Genomic DNA, 15090 nt, shown 5'->3' with positions numbered 1-15090 from the left:
GTGGAAACGGCAGAGCCTCACGGTGGAAACGGCAGAGCCTCACGGTTGACACGCCGGAGTAGAGTGCACGTGCTGCCCGATGCCGCGCAGCACTTCAACATCCTAAGAATCAGCGCCCGGACCAGCCACGTTTGCAGTCTTTTGCGCTGAGATTCCGTTTGCCCTTCACGCCACCACGTCAATCTGAGCGTGGTGTTGCAACTGTCCCCGGAGGCCCCGTGCTCCTTCGTTTGATTCGCCGTTACACCGGCCGCTACCTGCCCTGGGTGGTTGGCGTGGTGGTGCTGCAACTGATCACTTCCCTGGCCATCCTGGTGCTTCCAGCACTCAACGCCCGGATCATTGACCAGGGCATCGCCCAGGGCGACACGCAGGTGATAGCCAACAACGGCGCCATCATGCTGGCGGTCACCCTGGTTCAGGCCATTGCCGCCATCAGTGCGGTGTACTGCGGGGCCAAGGCAGCCATGGGCACCGGACGGGACCTGCGACAAGCGGTTCAGCGCGCCGTGGCGGGGTTCTCTGACATGGAGGTGGAGCGCTTCGGGGCGCCGTCGTTGATCACCCGCGGGACCAATGATGTCCAGCAGGTGCAGATGCTGGTGCTCATGGGGCTGAACATGATGGTGGCAGCACCTCTGATGAGCATTGGCGGGATCATCATGGCGGTCCGTGAGGACCCCGGGTTGTCCTGGCTGGTGTGGGTTTCGGTGCCGCTGTTGGGTGCGGTGATCGGTGTGATCGTGGTGCGCCTGATGCCCATGTTCCGCACCATGCAGTCCCGGATCGATGACATCAACGGGGTGCTGCGCGAGCAGGTGGTTGGTCTGCGTGTGGTCCGTGCCTTTGTCCGCGAGGACTACGAACGTGACCGTTTTGCCACCACCAACAACGCCTTGGCCGCCATTTCCCTGCGTATCGGCGAGCTCTTTGTGCTGATGTTCCCGCTGATCATGATGATCCTGCACGTGGCCACCGCCGCCGTGGTGTGGTTCGGCGCTCAACGCATTGACGCCGGGCAGCTGGAGGTGGGCGGGATGACCGCTTTCATCCAGTACCTGCTGCAGATTCTGATGGCGGTCATGATGGGCACTTTCATGCTCATGATGGCCCCGCGCGCCATGGTCTCCGCCGAGCGCATCGGCGAGGTTCTTGAGACCCGCACCACCTTGCACGCGCCCACTAACCCCATCACCCCGGGGGCAGCGTCCGGCGTCGTCGAATTCCGCGACGTCACGTTCTGCTACCCGGGTGCCGAACAGCCGGTCCTCCAGGACCTCACCTTCATGGCCACCCCGGGAACAACGACGGCGATCATCGGCTCCACCGGATCCGGCAAGTCCACGTTGCTGAAGCTGATTCCACGTCTGGTGGACCCCACGGGAGGTGCTGTGCTGTTGGACGGCGTGGCGGTGCCTGATCTGGCGCGCGAGCAGATTGTCAGTCGAGTGGCTGCCGTCCCCCAGAACCCGTACTTGTTTGCAGGAACCGTGGCCTCCAATCTGCGTTTCGGCAACCCCGCTGCCACGGACGAGCAACTGTGGGCAGCCTTGGAGGTGGCGCAGGCTGCAGATTTTGTGCAGCGTATGCCGGACGGCCTGAACACCAACATCGCCCAGGGCGGCACCTCCGTTTCCGGTGGTCAGCGCCAACGTCTGTGCATTGCGCGCGCCCTGGTGGCCGATCCGCTGATCTACCTGTTCGACGATTCCTTCTCCGCGCTGGATGTCAGCACGGATGCGCGGCTGCGCAAGGCTCTGGCCCCCGTCGCCCGAGACAAAACAGTTCTGGTGGTGGCCCAACGCGTGTCCACGGTGGTGGACGCGGACCAGATCCTGGTCCTGGAACACGGACGCATCCAGGACCGTGGCACCCACCAGGAGTTGCTGGAGACCTCCAGCACGTACCGCGAAATCGTGGAGTCCCAGCTGACGGCAGAGGAGGCCTGAGCATGAGCAGCACTGAAAACTCTCCGGAGCTGAACACGGAGGCTGCCGAGCCCAGCGATGACATCGAGGTCCTGGGTGAAGGGGTGCCCCCGGGCAAGAAGGCCAGGCACTTCTGGCCCACGGTGGGCCGGATCGCAGGGCTGTTCCGCGGTCACCGCTCCCGGATGATTCTGGTCACCGCGTTCATCACCGGTTCCGTGGTCCTGGCCGTTCTGGCCCCTCAGTACCTGGGACGGGCCACCGACGTCGTTTTTGCCGGAGTCCTGCAACGCGACCTCCCCGCGGATTCCACCCAGGAGCAGGTGGTCAATGACCTCCGCGATCAGGGCCAGAACTCTCTGGCGGACGTGTTCTCCACCATGGATCTGGTGCCTGGTGCGGGCATCGACTTCCAGCGCCTGGGCATGATCATTCTGCTGGTGCTGGCCATGTATGCCGGATCCTCCGTGCTGCAGTGGGCGCAGGGTTACCTGCTGAACAAGATTTCCGTGGTGATCATCCGTGACCTACGCAAACAGGTGGAGGACAAGATCCACCGCCTGCCGCTGAGCTACTTTGACACCCGCCGCCGCGGAGAGGTCATGTCCCGGGTGACCAACGACGTCGACAACGTCCAGACCACCCTGCAACAGACTTTTTCCACCCTGCTGGAATCCACCATGCGGGTGATCGGCATTGTGATCATGATGTTCATCCTTTCCTGGCAGTTGGCACTGGTGGCATTGGTGGCGCTGCCGCTGTCCGCTGTCGCAGCCGGTGTGGTTGGCTCACGTGCCCAAAAGCACTTCGGACAGCAGTGGGCAGCCACCGGCGCACTGAACGGTCAGATTGAAGAGGACTTCTCCGGGCACCGCCTGGTCACCATCTTCGGCAGGCAGGAAGCCATGGCCGAGCAGTTCGACGAACGTAACGCCGAGCTCTACGACGCCGCTTTCAAGGCGCAGTTCGTCTCCGGCACCATCATGCCGATCATGCAGTTCATCAGCTGGTTGTCCTACGTGGGGATCGCCGTGGTGGGTGGTCTGCGGGTGGTCTCCGGCCAGATGACACTGGGTGCTGCCACCGCGTTCATTCAGTACTCACGTGAGTTCACCCAACCGCTGTCCCAGGTGGCCGGTATGGCCACCCAACTGCAGTCCGGCGTGGCCTCAGCCGAGCGGGTTTTCGAGTTGTTGGATGCTGATGAGCAGGACCCTGATCCCGCCACAGCCACCCTGCCCGAACGCACGGAAGGGCGTGTGGAGTTCCAGGACGTCAGCTTCTCCTACGCTGCCGATGAGCCGCTGATCCAGAACCTCTCCTTTGATGCACACCCGGGTCACACCGTGGCCATCGTGGGCCCCACCGGCGCCGGGAAGACCACGCTGGTCAACCTGGTCATGCGGTTCTACGAGCTGAACTCGGGCCGCATCACCCTGGACGGCACGGACATCACCACCATGACGCGCGGTCAGCTGCGTTCCCGGGTGGGTATGGTGCTGCAGGACGCCTGGCTGTTCGAGGGCACCATTCGGGAGAACATCCGCTACGGCCGCTTGGATGCCACCGATCAGGAGGTTGAGGCTGCCGCAGTGGCCACCTCCGTGGACCGGTTCGTGCGCTCCTTGCCAGAGGGCTACGACACCGTAATCGAAGACGACGGCGGCAACGTCTCCGCCGGCGAGCGCCAGCTCATCACGATTGCTCGCGCGTTCTTGGCAGCCCCTGCCCTGCTGATCCTGGACGAGGCCACATCTTCCGTGGACACCCGCACGGAGGTTGCCGTGCAGAAGGCCATGGCCGCACTGCGTGAGGGACGCACCTCGTTTGTGATTGCCCACCGACTCTCCACCATCCGGGATGCAGACACCATCCTGGTGATGCAGCAAGGCCGGATCGTGGAACAAGGCGACCACGAATCCCTCCTGGCTGCTCGCGGCCCGTACTGGGAGCTCTACCGCAGCCAGTTCAAGGGGGGCACGGTCTGAGCCACCGGCGGTTTTCCGTTGAGACCTTGAGGAAACCCCAAGTTCCCTGACCGGTGGCATCGCGCTACGGTGGAATCATCAGCCCGCTGCATGATCACCATGCAGTGGGGAACACCATCGGCCCGGATCGGGCAGAGGAGTCACCGTGACCAACTTCGCCGTCGTCGAACGTCGCCATCTGGCAGCCCTGCTGCGTCGTGTGGGCCCGGACGCGCCCACGCACTGTGAAGGCTGGAACACCCGGGACCTGGCCGTGCACCTGGTGGAGCGTGACTCCCGTCCGGACATTCTGATGGGCAAGTTCGCACCCAAACTGCCTGTGTTGGGCAAACGCGCGGAAGCCGGGGATGCGGCTCTGTACGACCTCCCGTGGAACGAGCTGGTGGCCAAGGTGGAGAAGCCGTCCCTGCTCTCCCCCGCCCGCATCGGCCCTGTGGACAAGCGCATCAACACCGCTGAGTTCTTTGTGCATCACGAGGACGTCCGCCGCGCGCAGGAAACCTGGCACCGCCGTCAGCTGCTGCATGACGAGGAGAAGGACCTCTGGGGTTCCCTCCAGCTGATGGCCAAGCCCCTGCTGCGTAATGAGTCGGACTCGATTCTGCTGGTGGCATCCGGCTACGGCTCCGTCAGCGCTGGCAAGGGCAAGTCCAAGCGTGTGCAGCTGGTACGGGCCAACCCCTCCGAGCTGCTGCTGTGGGCCTTTGGTCGTCGCGACGCCGCAGAGGTGGTCATCACCGAGGAGTGACTACCCTTTACCAGATAATCGTTTTCCTGTCCAACAAGTCAAACCCCGTATATTGGGCTCATGCTTGTTGAACCAGCGAGGCACATGGACGTGGCCGCGATCCTGCGCGACCTGAATGTTGAAATCGCAGGCGGCACCACGTCCGAGGAATGGCGCCTGCGCACCCCGGATGGCCGCTGGCGACAAGTCATGCCCCAGCAATACGTCAAGCGCCTGAACGCACACTCAGTACGCACCTCACAGAAAACAGGCTCGCGCCCACTGCACATCGGAACCACGGCCACAGAGGGGGTCACGACCCGAGCGTCCCAAGGTGAAATCGACGTCCTGACATCAGAACCACCACGTCTGATCATCGGTGGAAACACTTACGGCAAGGCTGATTCGCCACAAGATGTACCCCACACGGCCAGACGCCGCCCGGCCTGGATCCGGTGGGGTGTCATGCGCTACTTGCTGATCACACGTCACCCCTCCCGCCATCGGGAGATCGCGGCCGCCCTGGGGACCTCGCAGCAGTCGGTGTCCAACGCGGCACGGTCACTGGGACAGTATGCCCGGGATCTCGGCGACGGGCTCACGGCTTGGGACCGGCCGGGCCTCTTGACGCAATGGACCTCCGACTATCCAGGACCGGGAGGTCAACTGTTCGGTTGGTACAGCCTTGCCCCGGTTCGAGAACAGGCAACCAAAGCGCTTGATCTGGCTCGGCTGCTCGATGAGGACGCACTTCTGAGCGGGGACGTGGCGGCCGATCACTTGGCCCCTTGGAAGATACCGACACAAGGGATCGTGTACACCCGATCGCCAGTGGACCTCACCGGAGAGGGGTTCGTCCCCGCGCCACTTGACCAAGCAACACTGGTGGTCTGCACACCGCAGGACCCGACCGTCTGGAAGCTTGCTGCGCCCCCAGATCAGTCAATTCTTGGATCACATGTCTTGGCCGATCCTGCACTGGTGTTCTGGGACGTTCATCGTGGCGCAGACCCCGACAGCCTCGAGGCAGCTGCGCAGATCGCAGAGCTTCTGTTGGGAGTGGACCGTGGATGAGGTCCACCAGCTGAAAGTTGTGTCCACCAGTAACGCCGACTCCCTGGGTCATCGAGCCCAGCAGGCGGTCGCAGCGGCCATGGGCGACAGCATCGATTACCGGCTCATCGGGGGCCACATGGTTCGTCTTCTGCTCGAGTTGTATCCCTGCAGCAGGGTCACGGCTCGGTCCACGTTGGATGCAGACGCCGCCGTCGATGAAGTTTCGGTCATTGCACCGGCCACTCAGGCCTTCGTGGATGCGGGCTTCAACAAGACCGCCGGCAATGCCTTCGTCATGGAGACGGGCGACCTGCAACGTCTGGAAATCAACATCCTGCTGGCCCGAAGCGGAGCCACCGCCGGTCTACGCGCAACCACGGTGGCAGGTGTGGGACAGGTCAGCACTCTGCCTGAACTCACGTTCGCCCTCAACAGGCCCGGGCTGATGATCGATGTGGCCGCCGAGATTGGTCTTGACCAAACCATTCATTACAGAACACGCATACCGGACCTGGAATCCGCCGTCGTCCTGAAAGCCCACGCCTGGCACGGTCGACGAATGGCCAAAGACCTCGCAGACCTCAACTCGCCGCTCGAGATCCGTCAAGAACACGGCCTTTCCCCCTGGGCACTGGATTCCAGCCCGCTCAAGGGGCACCGACTGGACACCGCCCGGATCCTTCAACCGTTGGCCGATTCGCTCACCAAAATCCACACTGGATTTCAGGTGCCAGGGGACATCAACAGGCCTCGCTTGGCAGCCCTTATCAAAGAACACATCGCCAGTGTCCCTTGATCACGTGGAACCAGGGCCTCTAACGCCAACACGGTGACCATCACCGAACAGTGATACCCGGCCCCTCCCACGGGTTCACCAGGTCGATCCCGGTGTGCAGGATGGACGATGACTGGCGGTGATGGCCACCCCCATCACGGTCGGCCCCTCTGTGGCAGCATCAAGACATGATCCTGTGCGCGTTGGACATGATGGTCCCCACCCACCAGAGCACCGGCATGTGGCGGCATCCGCTGGCGGATGCGGAGCAGTACCGGGACCTGGGGTTCTGGACCGGGCACGCCAAATTGCTGGAGTCCGCCGGGTTCGACGTCGTGTTTTTTGCTGACGTTGCCGGTGTGTACGACGTCTTTGACGGTTCCGGGCGCAGCGCCATTTGCGCCGGCATGCAGTACCCCATGTTGGATCCGCTGCTGGCGGTGAGCGCCATGGCTTCGGCCACCACCACCCTGGGATTCGGAGTGACCGCCTCTGTCAGCTATGAACAGCCGTATCTGCTGGCCAGGCGCTTCTCCACCCTGAATCACCTGACGGACGGGCGGATTGCGTGGAACATCGTGACCGGGTATCAGGCCTCCGCCATGCGCAACCTGGGTGCCACGGATCAGGTGCCCCATGACGCCCGGTACAACCGCGCGGATGAGTTCATGGACGTGGTCTACAAGCTCTGGGAGGGGACGTTTGAATCCGACGCCCTGCAGGCCAACCCCAGCACGGGCGTGTACCTGGACCCGGACAAGGTCCACGGGGCCAACCACTCCGGGGAACACTTCACGGTGCCGGGTCCCGCGCTGACCCTGCCTGGGCCACAGCGGGTGCCGTTTCTGTTCCAAGCAGGCTCATCCCCACGGGGCCTGGCCTTTGGCGCCAAGCACGCGGAAGCCATGTTCTTCTCCGGTACCTCCACGCAGACCGTCCGCAAGCTCACGGACAATGCCCGCGACCTCTTGGAGGAATCAGGGCGTCCCCGGGATGCCGCCCAGATGATCATGTCCATGACGGTGATCGCAGCAGAAACGGATGAGCAGGCCCGCCAGCGCCACCAGGAGTACCTGGAACACGTGGATCAGGAGGCAGCCCTTGCGCTGTTCGCGGGCTGGACCGGCCTGGATCTTGCCCAATTCCCTGCGGAAGCCACGTTGGAGGAGGTTCTGGACACCCTGACTGCGGACGGGCAGATCCAAGGCAACCGCTCGGCCCTGCAGTCCTTCACCACCCTGGATCCCGACCGGCGATGGACCGTGGGTGAGCTGGCGGCGCACATGGCCATCGGCGCCCGCGGTCCCGTGGTGGTGGGTTCGGCAGCCACAGTGGCGGATGAACTTGAACGCTGGTGCCGGGAGGCCGGGGTGGACGGTTTCAACGTGGATTACGCTGTGCGCGCCGTGGACATGGCAGCCTTTGCCGAACACGTGAGCCCGGAGCTGCGTCGTCGTGGCTTGTTGGCCGAACGCGCCGGCTCCACCCTGCGCGGGCGGCTGACGGGAGCCGATCACCCCGCCGATTCGCACCCTGCTGCGGCGTTCCGCCGGTAACCGGCGGTCAGCGGGCATGAAGAGAGCCCCCTACCGGATTCGAACCGATGACCTGCTGTTTACAAGGCAGCTGCTCTACCAACTGAGCTAAGGAGGCGCGTTCCAAAAACGGAACCCGCCCATGATAGCGGCTGCCCGCCTGCGGTTCACATCGGCCTGCCTCACACCCAGACAGACTCAGAAACAACGACGGCGCCCCGCAACACATGTGCTGCGGGGCGCCGTCGTGAAACGTGGGTCAGCCCTTGGCCGACTCGACCGTCTCCTTGATGCCCTCACTCTGATCCCAGACGGTGCCGTCAATGATCACGGTGGGGGTACCGGTCACACCGTTGTCCTGCGCCAAGGCAGTGGTGTAGTTGACCATGGTGCGCCATTCGCCGTCGTTGACTGCATCGCTCACGTCGGCGCCGTGGTTGGCGGCAATGTCGATGATCTCCTGGTTGTCCAGGCCACCGGTGCCCTGGTGGCTGAACATCTCCTTCTGGAACTCCAGCGCCTCCTTGGTGCCCACCTGATCGGCCACCGCGTAGTAGGCGTTGGCTGCGCGGGAGGAGTAGTACGTGGCGTTGTCCAGGAAGTTCACCGTGCGGTACTCCACGGTGGCATCGCTGTTCTCCACCAGCTCAGCGATGTCGTCCCCGTACTGGGTTTCCAGCTCGGCGCAGTGCACGCAGTCAAAGTCCTGCCAGATCACGATCTGAACGGGATCCCCTGAATCCTTGGCCGTCCCCGGCTCCACAATGCCTTCCGCATCCGGTTCCGCAGCCGGGGTCTCCGGTGGTGCGGGGACGTCGTTGACATCAACTTGATCGGTCTCAGAGCTGTCCTTGGTCACGCCGTCGGCGGTCAGCACAATGCCGCCGTACTGGTTGGAGGATGCGGGCACGGGGCCGGAATCGGCCACCTGCTGCGAGCGCACCTGCCAGAACACCAGGCCGATGATCACCAGGATGGCCACCACCAGGGCCGCGATGCCGCCGATCAACAGTTTGCGCTGACGGGCATCGGACTTGGCGTGCTTGTCCGCAATCTGACGGGCCTGGGCCCTGAAGTCCTTTTGATCTGTCTTGCCGGCCATGGGTCCTCTTCTGACGTCCGGGGGTGGCCTCGGCCGCAGCCACCCACTGCAGTGGGTGGGCCGACCGAGCACCAGGCCTTTGTGTTTCGCTGGCAAGGATAGCGGTCTTCGTTATCCAGCTGTTACCCAGATTCGTGTGTACTGGTCATGACTGCTGGCTGCATTGCACTGATCGGCCACTGGTGCCCGCGGACAGGGACGGTGGCCAGATGGCCAGTAGACTGATCAGTGAACAACCCCACAGCTGCCTGAGGAGTTTTTGCCATGTGCCCAGTGTCCGAATCCCCGAACTCGGAGGGCGCCCAGTACGACTTTGTGGTGGTCTCCAATCGGCTTCCCGTGGACCGCGTGGTGGATGACACCGGTGATTCAACCTGGCGCCGCTCCCCCGGCGGCTTGGTCTCCGCACTGGCCCCGGTGATGGCCACCAACGACGGCGCCTGGGTCGGTTGGTCCGGTGGCGCGGATGAATCCCTGGATCCGTTCGACCACGATGTGTTCCACCTGGTTCCCGTTCGCCTTTCCGCAGATGAGGTGGAGCAGTTCTACGAAGGGTTCTCCAACGCCACCCTGTGGCCGCTCTATCACGACGTCATTGCACCCCCTGAGTTCCACCGCACCTGGTGGAACGCTTACAAGAAGGTCAACCGCCGCTTTGCAGAGGCCACGGCCGCCACTGCCGCGCAGGGGGCCACCGTGTGGATCCAGGACTACCAGTTGCAGTTGGTGCCCCGGATGCTGCGGGAGCTGCGCCCTGATCTGACCATCGGGTTCTTTGACCACATCCCCTTCCCTCCCCTGGAGATTTTTGCCCAGCTGCCCTGGCGCCGTGCCGTGTTGGAGGGGCTCACCGGTGCGGATCTGATCGGCTTCCAGCGCCCCGGGGACGCTCAGAACTTCATGCGTTGCGTACGCCGCTACCTGGGTGTCACCTTCCGGCACGGGCAGGCACGGATCAGCCCGGAGGGTGCGGAGAACGACGACGACGCCTGGACGCTCAAGGTGGCCTCCTACCCCATCTCCATTGATGTGGCAGCCATCCGTGAGATGGCTGCCAAGCCGGAAACTCAGGAGCGTGCGCAGGAGATTCGGCGCGAGTTGGGAGATCCCACCACGGTCTTCCTGGGGGTTGACCGCCTGGACTACACCAAGGGCATCCGCCACCGCATCAAGGCTTACGGCGAGCTCCTGGAGGACGGTGCTCTCACCGTGGGTGAGGACGTGCTGATCCAGGTTGCCTCCCCGTCCCGCGAGCGTGTGGAGTCCTACAAGCTGCTGCGTGAACAGGTGGAAGGCATGGTGGGCCGGCTCAACGGTCAGTACGACACCATGGAGCACACCGCCATCCGGTACCTCCACCACGGCTACCCGTTCCAGGAGATGGTGGCGCTCTACCTGGCCACGGACGTCATGCTGGTCACCTCCTTGCGGGACGGCATGAATCTGGTGGCCAAGGAGTACGTGGCTGCCAAGTCGGACGGGTCAGGGAGACTGGTGCTCTCCGAGTTCACGGGGGCCGCCGAACAGCTCAAACAGGCCATTCTGGTCAACCCGCATGACATTGATGAACTCAAGGAACTGATCCTGCTGGCCAAGGACATGCCCGCAGATCAAGCCCGACGTCGAATGCGCGCCATGCGCAGGCAGGTGCTGACTCACGACGTCAACCACTGGCAGGACAAGTTCCTTCAAGACCTGACTGACCTCAAGACCCCGGAGACGTCATGACCAACCCGACCGACGAGTTGCCCTCACCCCGAGTGGAAGACGACGCCCTGCTGGAGCACTTGCGGCGCGCGGCCGGCGCCGAGCGTCTTCTGGTGGCCCTGGACTTTGACGGTACCCTGGCCTACTTCACGGAGGACATTGCGGCCTCCCGAGCAGTTGACTCAGCTGAAGCCGCCCTGGAGACCTTGGCCGGGCTGCCCAACACCTGGGTGGCTGTGATCTCCGGGCGGACCATGGACTTCCTGCATTCCGCAGTGGACCCGCACCGCAGGATGCTGCTCTCCGGTTCCCACGGCGGGGAGTACGACCTCAGCATCCTGGGTCCGGAGGCCACCAGCAGCGGCATCGAACTCAGCTCCACACAGCAGACCCTGCTGGATCAGGCGGTGAGCGCCACCCGAGACCTGGTTGATCGCCACCCCGGTGCTGTGGCCGAGTACAAACCCGGCGGGGTGGCCTTCCACACCCGCACCCTGGAGAACCTTGGTGACTCAGATGAGGCCCTGGCCACCATGCACGCAGAGTTCTCTGCGTTGGAGGGACTGCGCATCACCCCGGGTGAGATGGTCATGGAGTGCTCCGTGCTGACCTCAGACAAGGGCCAGGCCGTCACCGCTTTGATCAATGCCGTGCAGCCTGATGTGACGCTGTTCGCCGGTGACGACGTCACCGATGAACACGGGCTTGCCGAGCTGGGACCCGATGACCTGGGCATCAAGGTGGGGCCCAAGGACACCGTTGCCCCGTACCGTGTGGCTGATCCGGATGCCATGGGGGCGGTCCTGGCGCAGTTGGCTGAACTGCGCCAGGGCTGACTCACCCCTTGACGGCACCACCCGTCAGGCCCGCCACGATGTAGCGCTGCAGGAAAAGGAACAGCAGCATCACGGGCAGTGCGGCAATGATGGCCCCTGCACTGAACACTCCCCAGTCCTCACCGAACTGCACGGAGACGAATTCGTAGAGGCCAACCGCCAGCGTGTACTGGGAGGGGTCCTGCAGCACAATCTGTGCCAGCAGGAAGTCTGAGAACGCCATGATGAAGGACAGCATGGCCACCACCACCAGGATGGGGCGCACCAACGGCAGGATCATGGTCCAGTAGATCTGCGCATGCGAGGCGCCATCGATCGTGGCAGCTTCATCAATGTCACGCGGGATCGTGTTGAAGAACCCGTACATCAGGAACGTGTTGGCACCCAAGGCACCACCCAGATACACGGCGATCAAGCCCATCCGGGAGTTCAGCCCCAGGAACGGATAGACCCCGGAGATGGCGAACAGCAGCAAGAAGATGGCCACAAACGCCAACAGCTGCGGGAACATCTGGATCACCAGCAAGGACATCAGGCCCTTGCGGCGCCCGTTGAAACGGAAACGGGAGAACGCGTAAGCCGCTGCCGCGCCCATCAGAGTGGTGCCAAGGGCAGTGGCACCGGCAATCACCAGTGAGTTCACAAACCACCGCATGAACGGCGTCTGCGGATCGGAGAACAACTGCTGGTAATTGGCCCCTGTCACCGTGGCGAACAGCTGGTTGGAACCCATCAAAGATCCTGCCTCTGACAGGGAAGATGACAGCGCGTAGACCAAGGGGAACAGCGCGAACACGCACATGATCAGCGCCACCACGTGACGCCACCACGCGTTGGAACGCCCGGCCTTGGTTCTGCGCTTACGCCCGCGCTGTGTCTGCGGCTGAGTGGTTGCGCTGGACATCAGTTGATCTCCTCAAGAGCCTTGGAGCGGCGGAAGGTCAGCAGGGACACCACGGCCACCATCACAAAGATCAAGATGGACAGCGCTGCCGCCAAACCGTAGTCATTGGTGCCACCGGAGAACGCGATCTTGTAGACAAAAGAAATCAAGATGTCCGTGGCGCCAACCCCGGTGGTGGAGTCCAGATCCTGCGGACCACCCTGTGTCACCAGGTAAATGACGTTGAAGTTGTTGAAGTTCATGGCAAAGGACGCGATCAGCAGAGGTCCCACCGCCACCATGAGCATGGGCAAGGTGATGGAGCGGAACCGGCGGACGGGGCCGGCCCCGTCCATGGCAGCTGATTCGTAGAGTTCCTCCGGGATGGACTGCAGAGCACCCGTGGAAATCAAGAACATGTAGGGAAATCCGAGCCACAGGTTCACCAAGAGCACGGAGAGCCGCGCCATCCACGGGTCCTCCAGCCACGGAACACCGGCCCCGCTCAGAAGAACCTGGTTGACCCACCCGTAATCCGTGTTCAGCAACCCGGCCCAGATCAAGGCGGAGAGGAACATGGGGAAGGCGTACGGCATGAAAATGATGGCCCGGTAGATGTTGCGGCCCTTGAGGTTCTTGTCGTTGAGCAGAATCGCCAGCAACAACCCCAGCAGGAACGTGGAAGCCACGGAAATCAGCGCGAATGCAAAGGTCCACAACGTCACGGACAGGAACGGACCGCCAATGACCTCTGGATCAAACACCGCAGCAAAGTTGTCGAATCCAACGAACACCTGCCAGCCGGGTCGCAGTTCTTCCCCATCAGGAGAAACAAAGGCACCCGTTCCCTGATCCGCCCACACGGTGCCATCGGCATCAACCATGGCGTCCTGACCGTCGTCGTAGGTCAGTGTGGGTGTGTAGGCAAAAGCCGTGGACCCATCAGCAGTCCGCAAGGCACCGTCTGCGGGGTCATCGGACACCGGAACTCGCAGCTCAGCAAGCTGCTCCGGTGAGTTCACGGTTTCTGCGTAGTCCAGGACCTCGTAACCATCCACTGCGGTCACTGAACCGTCGGAGGATTCCGCGTTCGCAGCCGGCGCCAAGGCAGTGTCCTGGGAACCCACCAGCACCTGGCCGTCCTGGACGGTGGCCAGGGCGAGCGCACCGTCGTCGTCGCTGCTCAGCACTGTTACCGGGTACTGGGGTGAGCCCTCCACCCGTTGTTCGTAGGTTTGCTCCAGCTGGGCAATGGCATCTTCTTTGGTGCCGTTGTGGCCGTCACCGTAGTTGGTGAACGCCGTGTATCCCGTGTAAAGGATCACGAACACCTGGAACACGAGCAGGAAGATCAGCCCGGGGAAAAGATACTTGGCCGGAAGAATCCGCCTACCGGGTAGAAAATAGATCAGGTTGGCGGCAATCAACGCCAGAATCAGGAACACCGCAATGGCCCAGCTGCCCACACCGAATGCGGCAACGATTCCGTAAATGCCAAAGGCGTTGATCAACGCCATCAGGATCAACTTGACCACGAATCCCACACCGAACCCGCGCGAGTGTGCGCGCTTGGGTTCACTGGCGGGCGCGGAGTCCCCCGCACCCCACGGCAGGGTGGTCTCCGCTGAGTTTCCGGCGGGCTCAGGCGCAGATGAACGGGTGGTGGAAGCCATCAGATCTGTCCCTCGATGTTGGAAATCATGTTCTCCCACAGCTGTTGCGGCTCGCCTCGGCCATCCACAATGGCGTTTTCAGCCGTTCCCCAGAAGCTCCAGACCGCACCCATGGCGGGAATGGCGGGCATGGGAAGAGCAGTTTCGGCAATGACGGCGTACTGCGCACGCCAAGGATCGTCCTGCATCTGCTCCACAGCCGTGGACGACGCCGGTGGCCGCCCAGTGGACTTGTAAAGCGCCAATTGAGATTCGGGCTGAATGATCCAGTTGGTCACAAAGTCTTGGGCTGCCACGGGATTGCGCCCGTTGGCGTTGACAAAAAAGGCTTGCACGCCGGCAAAAGGACGCGCCTCCTCGGGGCCTGCCGGCGGGATGGGGAACACGGTGCAGTTCATCTCCGCTGCCTCCAGATCCACCAGGTCCCACGGACCGCACAGGTGGAAACCGGACTCACCGTTGATGAACGCTTCCTTGGCGATGTCAGGCGTCATGGAAGTCCGCAGGTCTCCTGTCTCCCCCAGATCGGCCAGGTAGTTGGCGAACTGCTCACCCTCCGAGCCACCCATGGTTAGTTCCGGGAGGTATTCGCCGTCCTCATCCCGGGCAAAGACCTCGGCACCAAAGGATGTCTGGAGGGCGTACAGGTGGTACGGGTCCCCGTTGGTGGGTGACTGGGAGATGGTGAACGGGTACTGCAGCCCCTGCTCGTCCATCAGACGGCGCCCCACGGCACGCAGATCGTCGAAAGTCTCAGGTTCGTCCTGCGTGAGGTCGTCATTACGGACCATGGCCACACATTCCACGGCATACGGAACGCCGTAGCTCACGCCGTCGTAGGTCACGGCCGTCAGCGCGTTCTGCGTGAAATCCTCGCCCC

12 protein-coding genes and 1 tRNA gene are annotated in these 15090 nt (G+C 63.0%); 8 read left to right on the top strand and 5 right to left on the bottom strand.

Annotation, left to right across the window (positions count from 1 at the left end):
* Window positions 1-218: 218 nt before the first annotated feature.
* From L979_RS01515 to L979_RS01490, 6 genes are all read left to right on the top strand, one after another.
* Window positions 219-1949: an ABC transporter ATP-binding protein gene (locus tag L979_RS01515; protein WP_047688370.1), complete on the top strand. Its 1731-nt coding sequence runs from the start codon at window positions 219-221 to the stop codon at window positions 1947-1949.
* 2 nt (window positions 1950-1951) lie between these two features.
* Entirely contained in the window at window positions 1952-3916 is a 1965-nt protein-coding gene (locus L979_RS01510) for an ABC transporter ATP-binding protein (protein ID WP_081993545.1), read from the top strand.
* A gap of 145 nt (window positions 3917-4061) precedes the next feature.
* A complete protein-coding gene (locus L979_RS01505; protein WP_047688368.1) occupies window positions 4062-4664 on the top strand; it encodes a TIGR03085 family metal-binding protein in 603 nt (200 codons plus the stop codon).
* 60 nt (window positions 4665-4724) lie between these two features.
* On the top strand, window positions 4725-5717 hold the full coding sequence (locus tag L979_RS14250) for a hypothetical protein (RefSeq protein ID WP_156125286.1): 993 nt from the start codon (window positions 4725-4727) through the stop codon (window positions 5715-5717).
* 79 nt (window positions 5718-5796) lie between these two features.
* Window positions 5797-6495, top strand: a complete 699-nt coding sequence (locus L979_RS01495) for a hypothetical protein (RefSeq protein ID WP_156125285.1) — start codon at window positions 5797-5799, stop codon at window positions 6493-6495.
* A 167-nt stretch (window positions 6496-6662) separates the two neighbouring features.
* A complete protein-coding gene (locus L979_RS01490) occupies window positions 6663-8030 on the top strand; it encodes an NtaA/DmoA family FMN-dependent monooxygenase (RefSeq protein WP_047688365.1) in 1368 nt (455 codons plus the stop codon).
* Between the two features lie 24 nt (window positions 8031-8054).
* Here L979_RS01490 and L979_RS01485 read toward each other — a convergent pair.
* A tRNA-Thr gene (locus tag L979_RS01485) sits at window positions 8055-8127 on the bottom strand.
* 141 nt (window positions 8128-8268) lie between these two features.
* Window positions 8269-9111: a thioredoxin domain-containing protein gene (locus L979_RS01480; RefSeq protein ID WP_047688363.1), complete on the bottom strand. Its 843-nt coding sequence runs from the start codon at window positions 9109-9111 to the stop codon at window positions 8269-8271.
* A 264-nt stretch (window positions 9112-9375) separates the two neighbouring features.
* Here L979_RS01480 and L979_RS01475 point away from each other — a divergent pair, with 264 nt between their 5' ends.
* Together L979_RS01475 and otsB are read left to right on the top strand one after the other, a co-directional pair.
* Complete coding sequence (locus L979_RS01475; RefSeq protein ID WP_047688361.1) at window positions 9376-10839, top strand: trehalose-6-phosphate synthase; 1464 nt, start codon at window positions 9376-9378, stop codon at window positions 10837-10839.
* Window positions 10836-11654 carry a trehalose-phosphatase gene (otsB, locus tag L979_RS01470; protein ID WP_052209316.1) on the top strand — a complete coding sequence of 273 codons (819 nt, stop codon included), beginning with the start codon at window positions 10836-10838 and terminating at the stop codon, window positions 11652-11654. The genes L979_RS01475 and otsB overlap by 4 nt, the downstream gene beginning before the upstream one ends.
* Before the next feature lies 1 nt (window position 11655).
* On the opposite strand, the gene L979_RS01465 is transcribed toward otsB, so the two are convergent.
* From L979_RS01465 to L979_RS01455, 3 genes are all read right to left on the bottom strand, one after another.
* Window positions 11656-12558 (bottom strand): sugar ABC transporter permease, encoded by a 903-nt coding sequence (locus tag L979_RS01465; protein ID WP_047688358.1) that lies wholly within the window; start codon window positions 12556-12558, stop codon window positions 11656-11658.
* On the bottom strand, window positions 12558-14210 hold the full coding sequence (locus L979_RS01460) for an ABC transporter permease subunit (protein WP_081993543.1): 1653 nt from the start codon (window positions 14208-14210) through the stop codon (window positions 12558-12560). Before L979_RS01460 ends, L979_RS01465 begins: the two co-directional genes overlap by 1 nt.
* A partial coding sequence (locus tag L979_RS01455; protein WP_047688357.1) for an extracellular solute-binding protein occupies window positions 14210-15090 on the bottom strand: 881 nt, incomplete at its 5' end. The genes L979_RS01455 and L979_RS01460, both read right to left, overlap by 1 nt.

It is taken from the genome of Kocuria sp. ZOR0020 (assembly GCF_000800955.1).
GTDB lineage: Bacteria > Actinomycetota > Actinomycetes > Actinomycetales > Micrococcaceae > Kocuria > Kocuria subflava.
Note: the sequence above shows the minus strand (reverse complement) of the source record. Positions and strands in the feature narration are given on the sequence as shown.